Origin of the sequence: Rheinheimera sp. (assembly GCF_965283995.1) — a bacterium.
Lineage (GTDB): Bacteria > Pseudomonadota > Gammaproteobacteria > Enterobacterales > Alteromonadaceae > Pararheinheimera.
In genome coordinates, this window is the sequence record NZ_CBDIQG010000001.1 from 3,929,252 (window position 1) to 3,944,533 (window position 15,282).

Below are 15,282 nucleotides of genomic sequence, written 5' to 3' on the forward strand. Positions count from 1 at the left end.
CACAGAATCTGAATCAAAGATTGAGTCAGCAGCATATTTTGTTATCATATCCGACCACAATTCCCGCTGAGTTGTGCAAACAAAAAAACAACAAAGGCAGCACGCAGGCGTCAATCTGCCAGAGCCCGAGTGAAATCTGACGACAAGCTGTCTGTTTGTCGTGGTGTTATTGACCAGTCACCTGGAGTTTTTGAAAGGAACCCCTGATGGATTCACCCAGTGCGTTAAGTTTAATCCCACCAGTTGTGGTGATGGCGATTGCAATTTGGTCGAAACGGCCAATTCTGTCGCTGGTTGTTGGTGCTGTTGCAGGTTTACTGCTGTTGTCACCAGCAGATTCTTTTAACAATTTTGCCGAGATCTCGCTGCAAGTGATGCAGGATGAAACCATTGGTTGGTTAATTCTGGTCTGTGGTGGTTTTGGTGCTTTGATCTCGTTGCTGATCCACACCGGTGGTGCCCTGGCCTTTGGCCGTTTTGGCTCGCGCCTGGCGACAGGTCAGCGCTCGTCGATGTTTATGACCTTTATTCTGGGCTGTATCATCTTTATTGATGATTACCTCAATGCGCTGTCGGTTGGCGAAGCGATGAAGCGGGTGACGGACAAATACAAGGTTTCCCGGCAGAAACTGGCGTATATCGTTGATTCAACTGCGGCACCTATCTGCGTGATTATTCCGATCTCGACGTGGGCCGTGTTTTTTGGTGGCTTGCTGGTCGACAACGGCATCGCGGAAAAAGGCAAAGGCATTGAAGTTTATATGCAGGCCATTCCGTACATGTTTTATGCATGGCTTGCCGTGTTGATGGTGATGCTGGTTGCGCTGAAAATCATTCCTGATATCGGGCCAATGAAAAAAGCTGAATTGGCAACGCAAGCCGGGACGCCGATTGATTGCGAGCTGGCGGCAGACGCCAAAAATATTGTGCAGGGCAGCCATGGACAACACCATGCACAGCACGAAATGCCGCACCATACCAGCGACGAATATGCGGTACAGGCTATTGAGCAAGAGTTTGAACACTCGGATAAACAAGGCCAGTTGCATAATTTCGTGGTGCCAATGCTGGCGCTGATTGCCTTCACTATTTACTTCGATATCGACGTGCTCAAAGGCGTGATTGCGACTTTGCTGCTGATTATTCCTTATTATTATTTCCAGAAACTGATGACGATCAGCGAAATGATGGAAGTGATGATGAACGGCTTTAAGACGATGTTGCCGGCGATTAGCACCGTCATCGCTGCGTTTATTTTCAAAGACGTCTGCGACAAAATCATGCTGCCGCAGTATGTCATCGAGAACCTGACGCCTTACATGAACGCAACCATGTTACCGGCGCTGGTGTTTGTGGCGATGGCGCTATTGTCGTTCGCGACGGGCTCAAGCTGGGGGATTTTCGCCGTGTCGATTCCGATTGTGATGCCACTGGCCACTGCGGTAAATGCCGACATTCCACTGGTGATTGGTGCGCTGTTATCTGCGGCGTCTTTCGGTTCGCAGGCTTGTTTCTACAGCGATTCGACGGTGCTGGCGGCACAAGGTTCAGGTTGTAATCTGATCTCGCACGCAGTGACACAACTGCCCTATTGCCTGATTGCCGCGGCATTGGCCTTTGCCGGCTTTATCGGTCTGGCTGCAATGGGCTAATGTTGGCTCTGTTGCTATAAATCACCGAAAGTGGTTTATAGCAACCCAACGCGTTGGTCTGTACATTGAGTGCTATTGTTAGCAGCGCATAAAAAAACCACCTTTGGTGGTTTTTTTTATGCGCTGCCGTCTTGTGCAATATGTTTGACAAAGCCCATCCTGAAATGCAACATCAGTCACAAATTTGATCCTGCTGGTTTTAAACGGACATACCTCTACACCAACGATGAAGAGCACAACAGATCCTTCGCCATTGCCGCCGACCGCTATCCGTATAGGGTTAGTTGTATTGGATCCATTCTGTCGAACGCTCTGCCGGGAAGAACAGCGGCTGCATATCGAGCCGAAGATTTTTAATGTTTTGTGGTTGATGGTCCACAGCCCCAATCTGCAGGTGAGCCGCGAACAGCTCATTGAGGGGATCTGGCAGCAGCGCGTCGTGAGCGACAGCGTGATCCACCGGGTGTTCTCACAGTTGCGCAAACATTTTGCCAGCCTCGATGATTCGCAGGATTATATTCAAACCATTGCCAAAGTCGGTTATCGGCTGGTCGCGAAAGTCGAACGAATCACACCGCACACTGACACTGCGCTTCGCGTCGCAGCGGCCTCTGGCCCGCATGCAGAGTCACAGGTGCAGATGGAACCCGCAGCAGCTGCCAACTTGCATCAGATTGAATCCGCTGCGCGCCTGGCTATTCATCCGGCAGAAACAAAGTCACGGCGCAATCGCTATTGGCAGTATCGGCCGTTCTTGCTCGGTATCTTCATGGTAAGTGTGTTCGCTGCCGGATATTGGTTGATAGCCAGTACAGAGCGTTCAACAGGCGCAGACCCCACGCCTTTTATCCAACAATACCCGCTGACCAGTCATCAGGGCAGTGAAACTCATGTCAGTACGGATCACAGCGGCCAAGTGCAATTATATTTGCAATACAATCAAGCGGATAAGGCCGTGCTTTGGCGTCATCAGGCCGGTCAGCATGCGCAGTTATTGCCAGAGTTGCAGGGACTGCGTTTTGCCATGTTGTCACCGGACGGCAGGCAAGTGGTGCTCGTCACCCATAGCGAGCAACCGACCGTGGGTTGCCAGGTCTTGTTAGCGACGCTGGATACGACACCAATTGGGTTGAAGCCACTGCTGAATTGTCCGACCGACAGCCATTTCAGAATGCAATGGCGGGCCGATAGCCGTGGTTTTTACTTTCGGCAGCGTCTTGATAAAACGCAGCCATACAGCACGTTTTATCTGGATGTCGCTACCGGTCAGCCACAACAGATTTCCTTGCCGGCTGCCTATGTGACGAACGGTGATCTCGCGGCCGCGCCATCACCGGATCACCAGCAACTGGCGATAGCGCACTATAAAACCGTTACGCAGACCGAGTTGCAGTTTTGGCAAGTCCGCGGATATCAACGCCAGCATACCCATCTGGTCGATTTAGCCGTTCGACAATTGCATTGGCTGGATCCAGACCATTTACTGTTGGTCACTGATAAAAAAGTCTACCGTTATCACATTCCAACGCAGACTCATCATTTGGTGTTGGCGGAAAAAGGCTACATCAATAGTTTGGCGGTGAGTCCATCGCGCTGGTTTGTCGGCGTCAGTGAACAAAACACTGATATTTTACGTGTCGCCTTACCGCAATCCTGCGCCGCCGGACAACGCCAGGCCGCCTTTGATGCCGCCACCCCAGTGGTGCAAAGCTCCAAGATGGACCTGCTGCCGCGCATCAGCCCAGATGGCCGCTCGCTGGCATTTTTATCTGATCGCATGGGTGTTTTTAACATGTGGCTGAAACCGCTCGCTGCCGATGGTCAGGATCTGATGGCGTCGGAAGCTGCTTTGCCCAGTGCGCCTGCGATGCAAGATTTTTTGCGTTTCAGCTGGGCGCCCGATAGCGGGCAAATCGTGTATAGCCAGGGGGATGCGCTTTATACGCAAAGGATTGGTCATGCAGCGCCAGAGTTGCTGCTGCCAGCCAGTGCAAAAGCACACAGTGCCAATTGGGCTGCAGATGGCCAAAGTGTGATTTTTGGCAGCACGCAATCCGGTGATTGGCAGTTATGGCAATACCAACCGGCCAATCAGCAGTTACGGCAATTAACCATGGATGGCGGCTACAGTGGATATTTGCTTGGTGATCGTTTGATTTACAGTAAGTTTAACCAACCCGGCCTTTATCAGAAAAAGTTGGGTAATGCAGCGGAGAGCCTGTTGTTGGCCGATTTTAGTGTCATCAATTGGCTGAATTGGCAGATCGTCGGTGACGAGCTGTACTATTTTAAAGCCGGCCTTGGTGTGATGCGTTACCATCTGGCGAGTGGCCGTCAAGATTGTGTATTCCCGGAAAGCCCAGGCTTTGTGCACCAGTACAGTGTGCAAGGTTCTCAGCTGTATTTTGTCAATGCACATCAGGTGCAAGGTGATATCTATTGGCTGGTTCCGCCCGTTTAACTGCAGCATAAAAAAGTGCGGCAGAGAGACTGCCGCACATTCAGCTATATCAAGACATTATCCAATGTCATTATCAGAAGCTATAGTCGACGCCCAGATAGAAGGTGCGACCAAATGCATCGGTATAGCGGTGATCATAACCAGTCTGGTGACCTTGGCCGCCACGTAATGACAGCGGCGGTGCAACGTCCGTCAGGTTATTGATACCAAAGGTTAAGACGGTATTTTCAATCCCTTTGTATGTGGTCTGATAGTTCACAGTCGAATAAGACGGCACAGCCAGCTGGATAGCAACACCGGCACCACCGGTACCGCCTAACCGAACTTCCCGGCTGGCCGCAGTGATTGCGCGGTCTTCATAACCTGAACGGTAGCTCAGGATCACAGAGTGGCTAAAATCGCCGTGCTGTAAGCTATTGGTCCACTTGGCCATAGTGCGGAAGTCCACAGCCTGGTTCGCGCCAAACCGGCCTAAACTGCTGATCCACTCATTGGTAGTCCCTGGGCGGGTATATTCTTTTTGCAGTAAATAGGTGCCGGCAAAGCTGGTAGTCCAACGTCCGAATGACAGGTCGTGCCCGACCATCAAGTCCCAGTCAACACCGCGGGTAATTGATTTACCAACGTTGACCGAACTGCGCAAAATAGCCAGCTCAGTACGGCCGGTCGCTAAATTGGTATTTGGCAGGAAGCGGTCGTAATAACGGGCAGAATCAGCAAAAATCTGCGCTTCCGTCAGAGCTGTTACCAGGTTTTCCATGTTGATGCGCCAGTAATCCAGCGCCAGGCTGAAATCGTTCGACGGTGCATAGACAAAACCATAGGCAAACTGCTCAGAGGTTTCCGGCTTCAACGACGGGCTACCCTGATTAAAAATGGTGTACTGCGAGCGGGTCGATAAACACCAGGCCGCTTTTGGATCATTGGCTGCAAAAGGACAATCGTAGGCGCCACCGGTCACACCAGCCGGTACGCGTGGCTGTGCAATATCTAACATTGATGGTGCTTTAAAGCCGGTGCCGCTGGAAGCCCGTAACAACAAATCGTCGGTTGCCTGATATTTCAGTGACATCTTGTAAGTGAGATCTGACATATCATCGTTAACGGTAAAGCCTGACGAGCCTTTGATTGGGAAGCCTGCAGCATTGTAGGTAGAACCGTTATAAACAGCGCCAATGCTGTCGTAACGGACTGCAGCAGACAATTCCATCCCTTCCATCACCGGCACTATTGCTTCTGAGAACAGGCCATAAGAGTCACGGTCCAGATCGTAAGCGGTGTCGCGACCGAGGAACAGAATCTTCTCCTGTTCGTTGGCTTCAGCGATTTTGTTGCTGTAATCCATTTTGCGGTATTCAGCACCGGTACCGATGTACACCTGGCCAGCCGGCAACTCAAAGACTGGCATCGATGCTTTGAGGTCTACTGCTTGCATCGTGGTTTTGTCGTTGGTCCATTCACCGTTGTAAACCGTCTTCATCAAGGCATCACGGTTGGCATAACTTAACTTGTCTGGTGTAGTGAAAATATCGATGGTGCCTGAACGCATCAGGTTGACGAAGTCATCACGCAGTAACCAGCCGCCGACAAAGTTCTGAGTTGAATCGTTGACTGAGTAAGTGTAACCACCTGAGTAATCGAGCTCGCCGCTCACCCCTTCAAAACCTAATACCAGATTGGTTCCTTTGTTGTTCCACTCGGTGGCACGGGTGCCAACCGGCAGTGCACGCCAACGTGCATTGACGCCTGTGACGGTGGCCCTTTCTGCCGGTGTCAGGTTTGGCATAATCCATTGCTGCACAACCGGAGATGTCAGTGGCAGTGGGAAATAACCGGTTGGGTAAGGCGCAACGCGGTTGGTTTCAGAGTAATCTGTGGCATTGAGGTTAGCAAAAACACGGAAATCATCAGTCACTTTGAACAGTGAATTGACCATGATGTTATCACGCACACTCTCCGGGAATACTTCAATCGTCGAGGTAAAGTCCCACGAACATTCGGTGCCTTCAGCAAAAGTGTCCTGCGGGCAACCGCCGTTGGTACGGGCATATGGGCTAAAGACTAATGGTGTATTGGAGCCTGACAGGAACACCTGAGCATTGGCTGGAATACCGTTGGGCGATCCTGCGACAAATGTATAGTCGGTTTCATTGTAGCGGAATGGAATAATGCCTGATTTGGCAAACTTACGGTCGGTTGATTTCAGCTGTGCCTGCTCATCACGGGACACTGAAACCAGCACGTTGTAACCATCGGTATTAAAATCACCAAAACCGGCTGAAGCAGAGATGTTGTGGCTTTCGCCACCAGTTTCCTGCGGCTTGTTGTAACGGGCGCTCAGGTTAAAGCCTTGCATGTCGGACTTAGTGATGAAGTTGACAACCCCGGCAATCGCATCAGAGCCATAAATAGCGGATGCGCCATCTGTTAAGACTTCAATCCGCTCAATGGCGGCTAATGGAATAGAGTTTAAGTCGATCGTACTGCCTGAACCACGCGGCGCTAAGCGGCGGCCGTTCAGCAATACCAAAGTGTAGTCGGAACCAAGACCGCGTAATGAAGCGGTTTTCTGACCGCCACCGCCACCACCAACCGACTGTGCGGCGACAGTAAAGCCTTGCATCGCCGGTAAACTCTGAATTAACTCACCTGCGGAAGTCAGACCTGTTTTATCAATATCTTCACGGTTCATGACTTGAACAGGTAATGCCCCTTCCATATCTGTCCGTTTAATACTGGAACCAGTCACCTGGATACGTTCAACGTCTTTTTTATTGGTGGTTTCAGTCGTCTGTACGGCAGAAGCAGAGGACATAAAAGTTAACGCGGAAGCGGTAGTACCGAGTACGAGGGCCGTGCGGATGGATTTTTGTAACTTGTTTGCAATTTTGCAATAAACATGCAGATTATCTCCGTCGATCACTAAAAAGTGATTCTCATTTTTGGATGTCAGCCCAGCAATTGATGGGCGCAGACCACTGGCGAAGTGACGAATCAGCACCAGTGCCGGACCGACTCGCTGCACAGCACCCGGCGCCGGACTTTCCTGACCGAGACCGGGTGATGCGTAGCACAGAGACTGTGATCAACTAGCCTGCGCGGCCATAAAAAAAAACGGAGGAAAACCTGATGATTTCCTGATGAATGTAAAAATACCGTGAGTTTATGCAAATCAGTGCTGCAAAGGCGCGTAAATAAAGCGGTCTTATTCGTACCGGTGAATGTGGTTTGTAACTTTTTGTTAATAAGTACGGTTCAGACTTGGTGATGACCGGGCGTTAGCGTGGCCCGGCTTGCTGACATTGTTGCTGCCAGGCACTGATATCAGCATGGGTGATGTCCTGCTGTGTAGCGTTTAACTGGCTGTACATGATGCTACTGCTGTCCGCCAGGTGGTCGATGCCGAGGGCATGACCAAATTCATGGAGCAAGGTCAACGTCAGGTGATGAGCGTCTTTGTAAGCGAAAATCGTCATCGTGCGCTGAGCGCCCTGTTGCTCTAACAAACCGACTTCAGCCAGGCCGCTTGCTGGTTGCGCTGGCAATAACGCGTTGCGGTCGTTGATGAGGCTATTGAGATGTTGTTGCCGGTCCTGCAATTTCTCCGACCAGGCATCCAGCTGTTCTGCTTCCAGTGCATGTTCCTTTTGCCGGCTCAATAATTCGGCCTGCTGCTTACCCAGCAACGCTGCGGCGCCTGGATCTGCTTGCTGGGCTTTGTCATTAAATGCCTGAATATCAGCTGCAAGTTGCCGGTCTTTGCCTTCAAAGGTGGCTTTTTGCTGCTGAAATTCCGCCAACTGCCGTTCGAAATCCTGCTGCTGATCACCGATGCGGTCGTCATAGCGGTGTAAATTACGCTCGAGCATTAATTGCTCCAGCTGTTGTTGCTGGCGGGCGTCAAAGACAAAGCGGATCGGAAATCCGTGTTGTGCGTCATAACGCAACACTTCTTTGCCAAGCTTCTGATTCCAGCGCGAAGCGGCATCCTGGATCAAGGGCAGAGCTTGCTCTGGGCTGAGGCCAAAAGCCGGGTCTATCGAGTCCAGACGCCACAGGATCACCTGATCACAACTGGCGGTTTTACTGCCGATCGGGGCTTTAAGCGCCGTCGCAGTGGGCCAGAATACCCAAAGCAGCACAGCTGCCAGTAACAGGAGTAAGCGCAGGATCAAGATGAATCGGCTCCGGGAGTTGCGCAACGTTGCATGAAGCAGCACAGCCGCTTCGGGTTGCAAACGATGGGTCGCTGAAAAAACCGCCATAGTTTACCTCAGAGTGAAGACAGGGTAAAAAATTCCGTCGCATTGGCGATTTTGTCAGCAGGCAGGAGGGCAGAGGGTTTTATGGGCCTACGCCTGTTCTGCACTGGCATAGGCCCATCGCATGATGCTGTGGCTTTAATTTAACCGGTAGTCGCCGCCGGCTTTGTGCGTGTAGCAGGCGCCGCTGCGGCACTGTTTCTGTGTGGTGACGACAGTGCCGCGCACCAGCGAGAACCACTCATCACCAGACAGCTGAAGCTGGATGTCTTCGATGCCGGCGCTGTTTTGCTGACCGCGGTCGCTGTGGCGGCACAGGCTGATCTCCAGATGGCGGCTGCCATCGTTGAACAGCAAGGTTTGTGGTTGTTCTTTGCTGCCGCACAAAGCGACAAACTGCGCCGGATTTTTCAGGCCTGTGCTTTGGCCGTCGGCGAAAAATGCCAACAGGTGCTGGTAATAGACCACATAGCTTTTCACTTGCTGATGTGAGCCATGTTCCAGTGGAAACAGTTTATCCAGCATGGCTTTGGAATAATCCAGCACCTGACGCAGGTGCGCGTCGTTCAGCGCCGTCAGTTGTTGCAGCTGTTGCTGGATCATTGGGTCGGTTTCAATCTGCTGTGCGGTCATGGTCATCGTCGTATCCTCGCTCACTCTTTGTCTGTTTGGGCCCGGTAGGGTGGCGGGCATCGCGGCTGTTGTACTTGCCTGAAAAACAGTCTATGTTGTTTTTAAGCAAAATTTCACAATTAAAACTTCACAGTGTGAATTTTACAAAATGACCAATACAAAAAGCCTGTTACGCCAATCACATTTCCTCGGGACTAAGATTAGAAACCTGAGGAAACGCAATAACTTAACGATGGATGACTTGTCCACTCGCTGTATCCGCATCAATGCGGAATACGCGCCGTCGGTGTCATATTTATCGATGATCGAAACCGGCAAACGGGTGCCTTCGCCCGAAATGCTGGAAGTGATCGCGGAAGTTTTTCAAAAAGCGCCGGACTGGTTTTTAGATGGCGAGGAAGCCGGCCATGATTTAACGCCGGCTAAAGGCAGCCGTGGCGGTATTTCGGGGATGGCGCTGGAACCGGGCTTTTTATTTGCGCCGGATATTCTGCAAATTGCTATTCCGGAGCTGTTGTCACAAACCGGCACCGGTGGCCGCCAGTTTGCCCAGCTGCTGATCCGCGCGCATCAGGAACATCACCAGAACCACTTCCCGGAACTGGAGCGAGCCGCTGAAGAAATTGGTCAGAAACGGATGCCGCTCAGTAGCGATGAGCTGTTGCAGATCGCGAAAAAAGTTGGCCTGCAGGTACGCTGGTTCAACGAGGTCCCCACTGAGCTGTTAGACGAGCTCGGTGTGCGTAGTAAAAACGTGCAAACATCGTATTTCCTGCCACCCGGCACTTTGCATTTAAACCGCATTCTGGAACAACATCCAACCCGGCTGAAGTATGAGCTGGCGGTGCATATCGGCCATGCGGTGCTGCATAACAAAGACGGCGTGAAAAGCAGCATGCGTGTCGGCGGCGCGCATGAAGCCTCTGATGGCAACGTCAATCTGGCGCCGCAGGATATTCTGCATGCCTGGCGTGACTTTGAATCGAGCTTTTTTGCCGGCGCGCTGCTCTGTCCAAAATTACCATTCCGACAGTTGCTGGACCGGCACGGTTATGAAATCAGTAGCCATCAGGCGGCTGGTGTGTCGGCCTCGGTAGCGATGCGGCGGATGACGGCGGTGTCACCGTATCAACACTGGCATTATTTTGATGCGTACACGCCGGGCAAACTCAAAGCCGTATACCGTGGCAATGGCATTCCATTGCCCTGGGGCAACATGCGCCAGGTAGAAGACCCTTGTCAGCACTGGGCGGTGTTCCGCATGTTTGAAGCGGCAACCCAGCAGCATTCAGCGCAGTTGTCCTTGCTGGAAGTGCAGGGGCAGCCACGGATTTATTGCTGTGAGTCGACCAAAGTGATGGATCTGGCCGGGAATCCGCATGTGTTGTGCGCCGGCATTGACCTGAATCCGGCGATTAATGCGCAGGGCCTGGATGCGGATAGCCTGGCACTGGAGTTAAAACAACTTTGCGTCAAAGGCGGCGGCAAAGTTGCGGTGCCGGCCGCGATCCGCGCTACCCTAACGACTGTCAGTAACATTCTGAATATTAACTGGGTGGCGCGCTCGCTGGACAAACCGGCGCAGCTGATTTGCAGTCGCGGCAATAGTTGCCCGCGTGAGCCAGGCTGTTATTCAGAGAGTCAGCAAGAAGGCGCGAGGTGTCGCTGACAGCGCTGAGGAGCAGCGTACTGGCGCAGAGCACGGTGCTGGTATAGGCTCAGCAGGAGCCGGATAAAAGGATAGAACTGCATGATCAGACTGATGTTTTTGGGTGTGCTGAGCTTGTTTGTTGCATCAACGCGGGCGGACGAACCGCCGCCTGTCAAAGAGCCACCGCCGGCCTTTACGGCACAGCCTTGTGATGTCGCGGTGGCGTCGGCTGCGGTCGCGACGCGGCTGCACTGCGGCACGCTGAAAGTACAAAGCCCGGATGGTAGCGTGTTTCAGCTGGCCGTCGTGCGTAAAGCTGCCGCCGAACCCAAAGCGGGTGCAGCGCCGGTGTTGTATCTGCATGGGGGGCCCGGCGCTGAGATCACCCGGTTTCTCGGCCTGTCGGACGGCGATTTTGTGTCGGGCCACGAGCTGATCGCTATTGACATGCGCGGCTCTGGTCGCAGCACGCCATTGTTTTGCCCGCAACTGGCGGCGAACTTAAACCAGCTGCTGCAGCAAAGCCCGGATGACAGCAGCTTGCTACTGCAAAGACGCGACGCGTTATTGCAATGCCAGCAACAGATGCTGGCACAAGGCTATAGTCCCGCCGATTTTGGCACTGTCCAAACGGTACAGGATCTGGAGCTGCTGCGAGAGCAGCTGAATATCGAAAAATGGCATTTGTATTCAGTTTCTTATGGCACCGTGGTCGCTTTGCACTATTTAGCGGTGGCGCCGAAGGCCATCAAGTCGGTGACGCTGGACTCGGTGTATCCACCTGACGAACTGCTGACTTCGTTTAAACTGCAGCAAGATCAATGGCTGCGTCAGCTTGATCAGTTGTGCCGGCAACAGCCCGGTTGCAGCCAACGTTTTGGCGAGATGCCACAGCTGTTTAACCGGGCGCTGGCGCAGCTTAGCCAGACCCCGCTGCAGATCGGGGCTACACCGGTACAAATGCTGCTGACGCCGGACAAGCTGCGCTTAGCCGTGATGGCTGCTGCAACTGCAGAACAACCGCTGTCCTTGTTACCGTTGTGGCTCGAAGCGGTCAGTCAGGGCAAACCTGCGCTGTTGTCACCTTGGGCACGGTTGTTGTCGGAGCCAGCGGATCTGCAGCTTGCTGCGGCGATGGCAACTGAATGCGCCGATCGTAAGAGATTTTATCAACAAGGGCGGGCGGACAGTCTGGAGCAGTTATTTGGCCTGCCCGATGGCGTTTGCGCTGCTTTTGCTGGCGTCGCGACAGCCTTGCAACCGCCGCTGGTGCCGGAAACTGCCAAAGTCCGTACACCGGTATTAATCCTGGCCGGTGGTCTTGATCTGTTTCAGCCGGACAGTCTGGTGCTGTCACAATGGCTCGGACCGCACAGCCAGCTGGTGGCAGTGCCATTTGCTTTGCATGGCGTGCGGGGGCCAGATCCGTGTTTGCGCAAAATGGTCAGCGATTTTGTCCGCGCCCCAGAGCGGTTTGGCCCGCCGGCTTGCCTGAAACAAACTGCAATACCCTATCTGATCACCGATCTTGAGCCCAATGCGCGGCTGGCCGCTGAGTCTGCTGCGCTCAGTCAGCGCAAGCCGGGCACCTTGGTGTTGGCGCTGGTCACGTTGCTGGTCGCCGGTGCGTTGTTTGGCTTGATCTGGCCGTTACTGGCGGGAGGCTGGCGCTGGTTAGCCGGTACTTCACTGCACTGGTCGAGACCGGAGCTGCTGAGTGGGGGTCTTATCGGCCTGACACTGTGCGCCTGGTCTGGTCTGGCTCTGGTATTGTGGCAAGGGTTAGAGCGGCAAAGTGCTGAACTCTGGCTCGGATTACCGGTCGACAGTCAGTTGTGGCGGCTGGCGGTGCTGACGCTGACTGTGCCGGCATTGGCGATGGTCTGGTTGCTGGCACGCTGCCAATTATGGCGACCGTTGCTGGCTCAGCTGATGTTACTGGCTGCGGCTTTGGTGGCACTGGCGCTGCATCTGTTGCCGTGACTTCGATCTTTAGCCTGTCGCTGGTCATCGATCCCGCCACGCAGGCCGCTTATCGGATTTGACGGCAACACGGCTGGCTCCAACCAGCCGGATTATGCTAATGAAGACGCGTTTTGGCGCGATGCAAAGGTTATGTAAATTCACTACGGACACGGCAAAGCTGCTGCTAAAGTACAGCTGCCGTGACTGCTTCGGAGAGAATCATCAAATGTTTCAAGTAGTTGTTATCGGCGTCAATCCGACATTACAAAGCCTGGTCCGGCATCTGTGCGCGGAACGTTCGCAACTCTGGCAGTGCCGCTTTTTTCCAACAGTGGGCAGCTACCTGCAGGCGCCGCGGCTCGATAGTCAGATTGATTTATTGATTTTTGATGGTCTGAATACCACCGCCAGTCTGGAAGATAAACGACTGATCTGTTTTCAGGCACCGTTGGCGCTGCGCGTCATTGTGACGACGCCGGAACATGACGATGTGGTGCTGGGGCACCTGAGCCATTTCCACAGTTTTGTTGGCAGTGAACTGAATACCGAACATCTGGAGTTGTTGTTCAGCAACGCGGCGCGGTTATCTGAGTTGCCTTTAGGTGAACATGAGCGCCGGCTGGTGGGTGGCCTGATTGATTTTCCGCAGTTGCCGGCGTTGCTGAGCGGCCTGGACAAACAGCTGGCTGAGCCGAACGTCAGTTCTGCTGCGGTGGCTGGTTTGGTCAGTACTGACCCATTGGTCGTATCCAGACTATTCCAGCTGATTAATTCGCCTTACATGGGCTTTGTCAGCGAAACCTGGAATCTGGAAGTGGCGATCAGCCGGCTCGGTTATCAGAGTTTGCGCAGTCTGGTGGTGTTGCTGGCGATGAAAGGCGGCAACGTGCAGGCGGAGCAACAGGCCGAGTATCAGCTGGTGCTTGACCAGGTCCTGGCACAGGCCGGACAAGCACGCAGTTATGCCCGCAGTTCCGGCTTTAATCGGGTGCTGCAGGATCAGGTTTTTATCGCGGCACTGCTTAGCGGTTTTGGCAAGCTGGTGTTGCTGCAGAATGGCCGTGAAGCCGGCGATGCTGAGCTGACAGAAGTCAATCCGGCCGGACGTGGCAGTTATCTCGCAGTGTCAGCTTTTTTACTGACGTTGTGGGGTTTTGAAAATTGGGTGGTCGCCGCAGTGTTGAACCAACACAGCTGGCAGGCCGCGGGGATCGGCGCGCAGATCAGCAATTGTCTGTTTCTGGCGCGGGCGCACCAACAGGGCGCCATCAAATTAAATGCATCGGAGCGACAGCAGGCCTTGCAGGCTGGTTTTGTGCTCTGAGCGCACTCAGCAATCAGACAGAGTTGGATAGGGAAAGATGCAGGTAAAGACTTGGGTTTCAGGCGCAGTATTGCTGGCAGCAGCAGGGATTGGCGGATATTTCTGGCAACAGCAGGCTGAAGCTCCGGCTGCACCCGGGCAAGGAGCCACATCGCAAGGCGCGGCGCCTGCTGCCGGCCCTGCCGCAGGTGGACCACAAGCAGGTGGACCCCAAGCGGGCCAGCGTCCGGCGGGTGGCGGTGAAGGGCGTGGGCCGCGCCGCGCCGGTGGCCCTGGTGGTGCCGGTGGCAATCCATGGAACGCCGCCGTGCCGGTCCGGGTGATCGAAGCACAAACCACAGATTTAAAAGTGCAGTTCAAAACTATTGGTACCGCGACCGCATTAAACACAGTGCTGGTACAACCGCGGGTCGGCGGCCCATTACTGCAGCTGCATTTCACTGAGGGGCAGAAAGTCGAAGCCGGTCAGTTGCTGGCTGAAATCGATCCGGCACCCTATCAGGTCAAACTGGCGCAGGCCGAAGGTCAACTGCAACAAAATGTCGCGCAGCTGAAAAATGCCGAGCTGGACTTAGCGTTGTACGAAACACTGAAAAGCCAGAATTCAATTTCGCGCCAGCAATACAACACGCAACAGGCACTGGTGAATCAGCTGAAAGGCTCGATGAAATCGAATCAGGCGCAAATCGACGCTGCCAAGCTGGAATTATCCTATACCCGTATTTTGGCACCGATCAGCGGCAAAACCGGTTTACGTAAAGTGGATGCCGGCAATCTGGTGCAGGCCAATAGCGCTGAAGGCCTGGTCAGTATCACGCAGAGTGCGCCGATTTTTGTCGTGTTCAGTATCCCGGAAAGCCAGCTGCAGAGCTTGCGTCTCGCGGTGCAGGATCAACAAAAGCAGCAGAAAAAACTGGTCGTCGAAGCCTGGGATCGCAGTGACAAACAGCTATTGGCCACCGGCGAGCTGACCACCCTGGACAACCAGATAGATCCGGCCACCGGCACGCTGAAACTCAAAGCGCAGTTTGCCAACAGTGACGACAGTCTGTTCCCGAATCAGTTTGTTAACGTGCGGCTGAATATCGCCGAACAAGCCGGGGCAGTCACTATTCCGCAGGACGCGGTGCAATATGGCGCCGACGGCACTTACATTTACGTAGTGGAAAACAATAAAGCGCAGCTGAAAATGCTGGAGCTGGGCGTGGTCGACAACGGCCAGGTTGAAGTGCGCAAGGGCCTGACTGCTGGCGACCAGATCGTGATGGAAGGTCTCGACCGGTTAAGACCAGGTCGCGACGTGACAGTGGTGCAAAGCAGCAAGCAGGATTAAG

Annotated in this window: 9 protein-coding genes; 6 read left to right on the forward strand and 3 right to left on the reverse strand. The window is 53.6% G+C overall.

The window, feature by feature from the left end; genetic code table 11:
• Window positions 1-206 precede the first annotated feature (206 nt).
• Window positions 207-1,652 (forward strand): Na+/H+ antiporter NhaC family protein, encoded by a 1,446-nt coding sequence (locus tag ACQ66Q_RS17600; RefSeq protein ID WP_430457990.1) that lies wholly within the window; start codon window positions 207-209, stop codon window positions 1,650-1,652.
• Between the two features lie 226 nt (window positions 1,653-1,878).
• Window positions 1,879-4,113: a winged helix-turn-helix domain-containing protein gene (locus tag ACQ66Q_RS17605; protein ID WP_430457991.1), complete on the forward strand. Its 2,235-nt coding sequence runs from the start codon at window positions 1,879-1,881 to the stop codon at window positions 4,111-4,113.
• Window positions 4,114-4,186: 73 nt separating this feature from the next.
• On the opposite strand, the gene ACQ66Q_RS17610 is transcribed toward ACQ66Q_RS17605, so the two are convergent.
• The 3 genes from ACQ66Q_RS17610 to ACQ66Q_RS17620 all read right to left on the reverse strand — a co-directional run bounded on the left by ACQ66Q_RS17610 (window position 4,187) and on the right by ACQ66Q_RS17620 (window position 9,014).
• Entirely contained in the window at window positions 4,187-7,138 is a 2,952-nt protein-coding gene (locus tag ACQ66Q_RS17610; RefSeq protein ID WP_430457992.1) for a TonB-dependent receptor, read from the reverse strand.
• 253 nt (window positions 7,139-7,391) lie between these two features.
• Window positions 7,392-8,288, reverse strand: coding sequence for a matrixin family metalloprotease (locus ACQ66Q_RS17615; protein WP_430457993.1), 897 nt, complete (start codon window positions 8,286-8,288; stop codon window positions 7,392-7,394).
• 225 nt (window positions 8,289-8,513) lie between these two features.
• Window positions 8,514-9,014 (reverse strand): malate synthase, encoded by a 501-nt coding sequence (locus tag ACQ66Q_RS17620; RefSeq protein WP_430457994.1) that lies wholly within the window; start codon window positions 9,012-9,014, stop codon window positions 8,514-8,516.
• A gap of 142 nt (window positions 9,015-9,156) precedes the next feature.
• On the opposite strand from ACQ66Q_RS17620, the gene ACQ66Q_RS17625 reads away from it, so the two are divergent.
• From ACQ66Q_RS17625 to ACQ66Q_RS17640, 4 genes are all read left to right on the forward strand, one after another.
• Window positions 9,157-10,677, forward strand: coding sequence for a DUF3612 domain-containing protein (locus ACQ66Q_RS17625; protein ID WP_430457995.1), 1,521 nt, complete (start codon window positions 9,157-9,159; stop codon window positions 10,675-10,677).
• Window positions 10,678-10,758: 81 nt separating this feature from the next.
• Window positions 10,759-12,642 (forward strand): alpha/beta fold hydrolase, encoded by a 1,884-nt coding sequence (locus ACQ66Q_RS17630; protein WP_430457996.1) that lies wholly within the window; start codon window positions 10,759-10,761, stop codon window positions 12,640-12,642.
• A gap of 208 nt (window positions 12,643-12,850) precedes the next feature.
• Window positions 12,851-13,948 (forward strand): HDOD domain-containing protein, encoded by a 1,098-nt coding sequence (locus ACQ66Q_RS17635; protein ID WP_430457997.1) that lies wholly within the window; start codon window positions 12,851-12,853, stop codon window positions 13,946-13,948.
• A 37-nt stretch (window positions 13,949-13,985) separates the two neighbouring features.
• Window positions 13,986-15,281: an efflux RND transporter periplasmic adaptor subunit gene (locus ACQ66Q_RS17640; RefSeq protein ID WP_430457998.1), complete on the forward strand. Its 1,296-nt coding sequence runs from the start codon at window positions 13,986-13,988 to the stop codon at window positions 15,279-15,281.
• Window position 15,282: the final 1 nt, after the last annotated feature.

Bases quoted from the DNA above. Each gene is read 5' to 3' on its own strand.
- ACQ66Q_RS17625 (WP_430457995.1), top strand. From the start codon at position 9,157: ATGACCAATACAAAAAGCCTGTTACGCCAATCACATTTCCTCGGGACT.
- ACQ66Q_RS17640 (WP_430457998.1), top strand. From the start codon at position 13,986: ATGCAGGTAAAGACTTGGGTTTCAGGCGCAGTATTGCTGGCAGCAGCA.
- ACQ66Q_RS17620 (WP_430457994.1), bottom strand. From the start codon at position 9,014: ATGACCATGACCGCACAGCAGATTGAAACCGACCCAATGATCCAGCAA.
- ACQ66Q_RS17635 (WP_430457997.1), top strand. From the start codon at position 12,851: ATGTTTCAAGTAGTTGTTATCGGCGTCAATCCGACATTACAAAGCCTG.
- ACQ66Q_RS17600 (WP_430457990.1), top strand. From the start codon at position 207: ATGGATTCACCCAGTGCGTTAAGTTTAATCCCACCAGTTGTGGTGATG.
- ACQ66Q_RS17605 (WP_430457991.1), top strand. From the start codon at position 1,879: ATGAAGAGCACAACAGATCCTTCGCCATTGCCGCCGACCGCTATCCGT.
- ACQ66Q_RS17630 (WP_430457996.1), top strand. From the start codon at position 10,759: ATGATCAGACTGATGTTTTTGGGTGTGCTGAGCTTGTTTGTTGCATCA.